Below are 4602 nucleotides of genomic sequence, written 5' to 3' on the forward strand. Positions count from 1 at the left end.
GGGGGAGAACTCCTCCCTACGCATAAATGACGAGGGTTTCCGTTCTCCCCCTTACCAACCCTAATTTCTGATGACTATATCAATGGTGAAATTATTCCAATGACGGGTGGGACACCAAATCACAATCGAATTGCTGGCAACCTATATGCGGCGCTCGATTTTGCCCTCAAGCTTCAGCCTTATGATGTGTTCTTTACCGATCGGCGCCTTTGGATTCCCAGAAAGCGCATATACACTTATCCGGATGTGATGGTAGTGCGGGGGGATTTGCAGTTGCAAGAAGGAAGGCGAGACACCATTACCAATCCGTTGGTCATTGCTGAGATATTATCCGAATCTACCCGAAGTTATGATAAAGATAAAAAATTTGCCGCCTATCGGAGGATTCCCAATTTTCAGGAATATCTAGTCATTGACCAGTACAGAATCCAGGTGGAGCAATATGTTAAAAGCGATCGCAAGCGGTGGATGTTTGTGGAATATGATGCCACCGATGAAAGTATTTGTCTGAATGCGATTGACTTTCAGATTGCCCTGGAAGATTTGTACGATAAAGTGGAGTTAGACACAGCAGAAGACGCCGGGGAATAAAATTGCGGCGATCGCGTTCATCGGGGACAAACATTGAGTAAAACGATCCGGCATCCGGCACTTAAACCTTCTGTGAACACTCGTGCATTCTAATGATCTCGAACGAATCCTCAATGCCCGCTTGTAGGATGTTGCCCAAGAAACGCTCTCAAAGCACAAGTAGGGTGGGCAGTGCCCACCCTACTGTAGCGAGTTATCGATATCGGAGGAACGGATAAAATCCCCCGATCGACTCAGGAATTAGTAGTCGAAGTCACCGCCCATGCCGGCACCGGCGGGAGCGCCTTCCTTCGGCTCAGGTTTGTCAACCACGATGCACTCGGTGGTCAGCACCATACCGGCGATCGAGGCGGCATTTTGCAGTGCGGAACGAGTCACCTTAGCGGGGTCAACGATACCGGCTTCAAACAGATCCACGAATTCGTTATTCGCCGCGTTGTAGCCCACGTTAAAGTCTTTTTCTTTGACGCGCTCAGCGATCACGGCACCATTTTGGCCGGCATTTTCCGCGATCCGCTTCAGGGGAGCCGCCAAAGCGCGAGAGACAATCATCGCCCCGGTGAGTGCTTCTCCGGTGAAGTTGCTGGTGGCCCATTCTTCCAGAGCCGGGACCAGGTGAGCCAGGGTGGTGCCACCGCCAGGAACGATACCTTCTTCCACCGCCGCTTTAGTGGCGTTGATGGCGTCTTCCAGGCGCAGCTTGCGGTCCTTCATTTCGGTTTCAGTTGCGGCACCGACTTTGATCACGGCGACGCCACCGGCGAGTTTCGCCAGACGCTCTTGCAGTTTTTCCTTGTCGTAGGAAGATTCGCTTTCTTCCATTTGACGGCGGATTTGCTCGCAGCGAGCTTTTACTTCTTGGTCGTTGCCTTCAGCGACGATGGTGGTGTTGTCTTTGGTGATGGTGATGCGGCGAGCTTTACCGAGCATATCGATCTTGGTATTTTCCAGCTTCAGACCTGCATCTTCGGTCACCAGTTGACCGCCGGTGAGGATGGCGATATCTTCGAGCATGGCTTTGCGGCGATCGCCAAACCCAGGAGCCTTCACCGCAGCGACGTTGAGCACGCCACGCAGGCGGTTCACCACCAGAGTTGCCAGGGCTTCTTTTTCAATATCTTCGGCGATAATAATCAGGGGCTTACCGGACCGCGCCACCTGTTCGAGTACCGGCACCAGGTCTTGCACCAGGGCAATTTTCTTGTCGGTGATCAGGATGAACGGCTCATCGAGTACCGCTTCCATCCGTTCGGTGTCGGTGACGAAATAGGGAGAGATGTAGCCTTTGTCAAAGCGCATCCCTTCGGTGATTTCCAGTTCGGTGGTCATGGATTTTCCTTCTTCGAGGGAAATCACACCTTCTTTGCCCACCTTGTCCATTGCTTCGGCAATCATTTTGCCGACTTCTTCATCGTTACCGGCAGAGATGGTGCCCACTTGGGCGATCGCCTTGGATTCTTCCACCGGACGGGCGTGCTCGGCAATTTTATCCACTAAGAACGCAGTGGCTTTGTCGATACCGCGCTTCAGGGCGATCGCATTCGCACCCGCCGCGACGTTGCGCAGTCCTTCTTTCACCATCGCGTGGGCTAACACCGTGGCGGTGGTGGTTCCGTCTCCGGCGGCGTCGTTGGTCTTCGACGCAGCTTGACGAATCAGGGAAACCCCCGTATTTTCCACGTGATCTTCCAGTTCGATTTCTTTGGCGATGGTCACCCCATCATTCACGATTTGAGGTGCGCCGAATTTTTTCTCCAAAACCACGTTGCGACCTTTCGGCCCGAGGGTGACGGCGACAGACTCCGCCAAAATATCCATGCCCTTTTCCAGGGCGCGACGAGCATTTTCGTTGTAGATGATACGCTTAGCCATAGGTATCCGTTGCAGTGTGTAAGAGGACTACTATGAGATGAACTAGGTAGAATGAGGCATAAAACTTCGCGGCAAAAAAGCGCTTGTTTTAGCCAACGATCGCCAAAATGTCTTTTTCCGCCAGCAGGACGTATTCTTCATTGCCCAGCTTGATGTCGGTGCCGGCATATTTGGAGTACAGCACCTTGTCGCCAACTTTCACTTCCAGCTCTTGGCGAGAGCCATCATCGTTGCGCTTGCCAGCTCCCACAGCGGCAATTTCTCCCACTTGCGGTTTTTCTTTTGCGGTGTCGGGCAGTAAAATTCCACCTGCGGTTTTTTCTTCAGAGGCACTTACCTTCACGAATACGCGATCGGCAAGGGGCTTCACCGTCGAAACACTTAAAGAAACAGGGGCCATTTATATTTCCTCCTTATCAACTATCGGTCAAGAGCTTCTCGTGCGTGGCGGTCACGCTCGAAGGCTTTGCATTTATCGGCTTTTCAGCCTTGCCACTGGTGACCGCTTGGCGCTCGCTTTAGCACTCTCAACTTCTGAGTGCTAATTTACCTAAAATTGGGTACGCTGTGCAACTAATTTTTCTGTACGGGTTCCCGAACTTTCCAGACCGGACTTCTGGAGAGGGATTCGGGAGTCGCCCACCCGGGCTGTTCTCACCGTTCAATCCTTCAGTAAAACCGCTTGGAGTTGCATTTTCACTCCTTAGTAACTACAGAATAAACAATCAGCAATTAACAATTTACCCGCGCCATCCCCCTGCCATTGCGCCCTGTGGCGTTGGTAAACTAGACTCTGCACTCACGAAACCCTAACCCTCAAGCTCCCTGGGGGAATGGGGCGTGACAAAATAACCCGGAAACCGTTCCGGGAGTGAATTCGTAACTTCACCTTTGTAATTCGCTTTTTTGAGGACCCACCAATCCATGCCAAACGCCGATTCTCAACCGCCAACCCCCTGCGTTCCCGGAGATGAGAACGCTTTGCAAAACTGCGTCCAAAGTTTGGGACTCAACCAAATTCAGCGCCACGTCTTTATCTGTGCCGATCAAAGCGTGGCCAAATGCTGCGCCACTGAAGCGGGTCTCGAAGCCTGGAACTACCTCAAAAAACGACTGAAAGAGTTAAAGCTCGATCGCGTCACTCAAGAGCGCCCGAATTGCGTGTTTCGCACGAAAGCCAATTGTCTGCGGGTCTGTTGTTCAGGCCCGATTTTAGTGGTGTATCCCGATGGGGTTTGGTACCATAGCGCCACCCCACCGGTCATCGAACGGATTATCCAAGAACATCTCTTGGGAAATCGCGTGGTGGAAGAGTATGCCTTTTTAACCCATCCCCTACCTGGATTTCCAGCCCCAGCAATGGATTCCCAAGCGCCGCCAGTGGAGGGAAACAGCAGCGCCGAGGCGCAGAAAAAAGTCACCTCCACAGCCCAAGGCCCGTCCTCGGGAACCGGACTATCGGGAACGAAGGGCGAAACCAAGGGCGATCGCCAGTAATGGAGGGGCGATTGGATTTTCCGAGGGCGGCGTTGTCCTTCACGGGTTTTGATTTGTAGTGGCGATCTGTGATTCTCAACCGAGGGATCCCTAACGGATCGCCACCCCCCTCTGCGGGAACCTCGAATGCCGAGATTTCCAAGCGATCGCAGCTGAACTCCCGGCGATCGAGGGATCTAGCCAACCCGTTAGGAGGGTAGCCAATGAGTTATAATCAATATTTAGAGGTGCGATCCGTTCCTGCCAAAAGTCAAGGAAAATCTCCGAAACGTGGGCAGGGTAAGGTTCCAAAAGGGCCTTGACAACTGAATATCGATGGTGGTGAAAGCCCACCCCATGAAGTGTGTCATGTGAAAGCACCTCCCCCACAGTAGCGACTGGTCATCAATCCGTGAAGCGGGGAGGAAAGATGGTTAAGCCTGAGTCTAAACAGGTACCCCATCGAGCAAGTGTCTATGGATAGGAAAACGAAGCCACGATTGAAGCGTCGATATTTGAAACCAGCGAAAATTAGACTGATACGCTGGAACCAAAAGGTGAAGGATAAAGGGAAGGCGAGTCTCTATTCGACCTTCCACACACTCAAAAGAAACCCGGCGTATAGTGGCGTCCTAAAGGCACAAACAATCGACATTCGGAACG

Annotated in this window: 3 protein-coding genes and 1 pseudogene; 2 read left to right on the top strand and 2 right to left on the bottom strand. The window is 52.3% G+C overall.

All coding sequences use genetic code 11. The annotated features are described in order from the left end of the window. Nucleotides 1-99 precede the first annotated feature (99 nt). Nucleotides 100-591: a Uma2 family endonuclease gene (locus tag LKK83_RS16190; protein WP_442957323.1), complete on the top strand. Its 492-nt coding sequence runs from the start codon at nucleotides 100-102 to the stop codon at nucleotides 589-591. A gap of 240 nt (nucleotides 592-831) precedes the next feature. Here LKK83_RS16190 and groL read toward each other — a convergent pair whose 3' ends face one another. Beyond that, nucleotides 832-2463 carry a chaperonin GroEL gene (gene groL, locus LKK83_RS16195; RefSeq protein ID WP_324632256.1) on the bottom strand — a complete coding sequence of 544 codons (1632 nt, stop codon included), beginning with the start codon at nucleotides 2461-2463 and terminating at the stop codon, nucleotides 832-834. 88 nt (nucleotides 2464-2551) lie between these two features. After that, nucleotides 2552-2863, bottom strand: coding sequence for a co-chaperone GroES (groES, locus tag LKK83_RS16200; RefSeq protein WP_324632258.1), 312 nt, complete (start codon nucleotides 2861-2863; stop codon nucleotides 2552-2554). A gap of 524 nt (nucleotides 2864-3387) precedes the next feature. Between groES and LKK83_RS16205 the strand changes: the two are divergent. Then, nucleotides 3388-3801, top strand: a pseudogene (locus LKK83_RS16205) ((2Fe-2S) ferredoxin domain-containing protein); the annotation flags it as partial. Nucleotides 3802-4602 lie beyond the last annotated feature (801 nt).

The organism is Phormidium sp. CCY1219, assembly GCF_035615515.1.
In the GTDB taxonomy this organism is placed as follows: Bacteria; Cyanobacteriota; Cyanobacteriia; order Cyanobacteriales; family Laspinemataceae; genus CCY1219.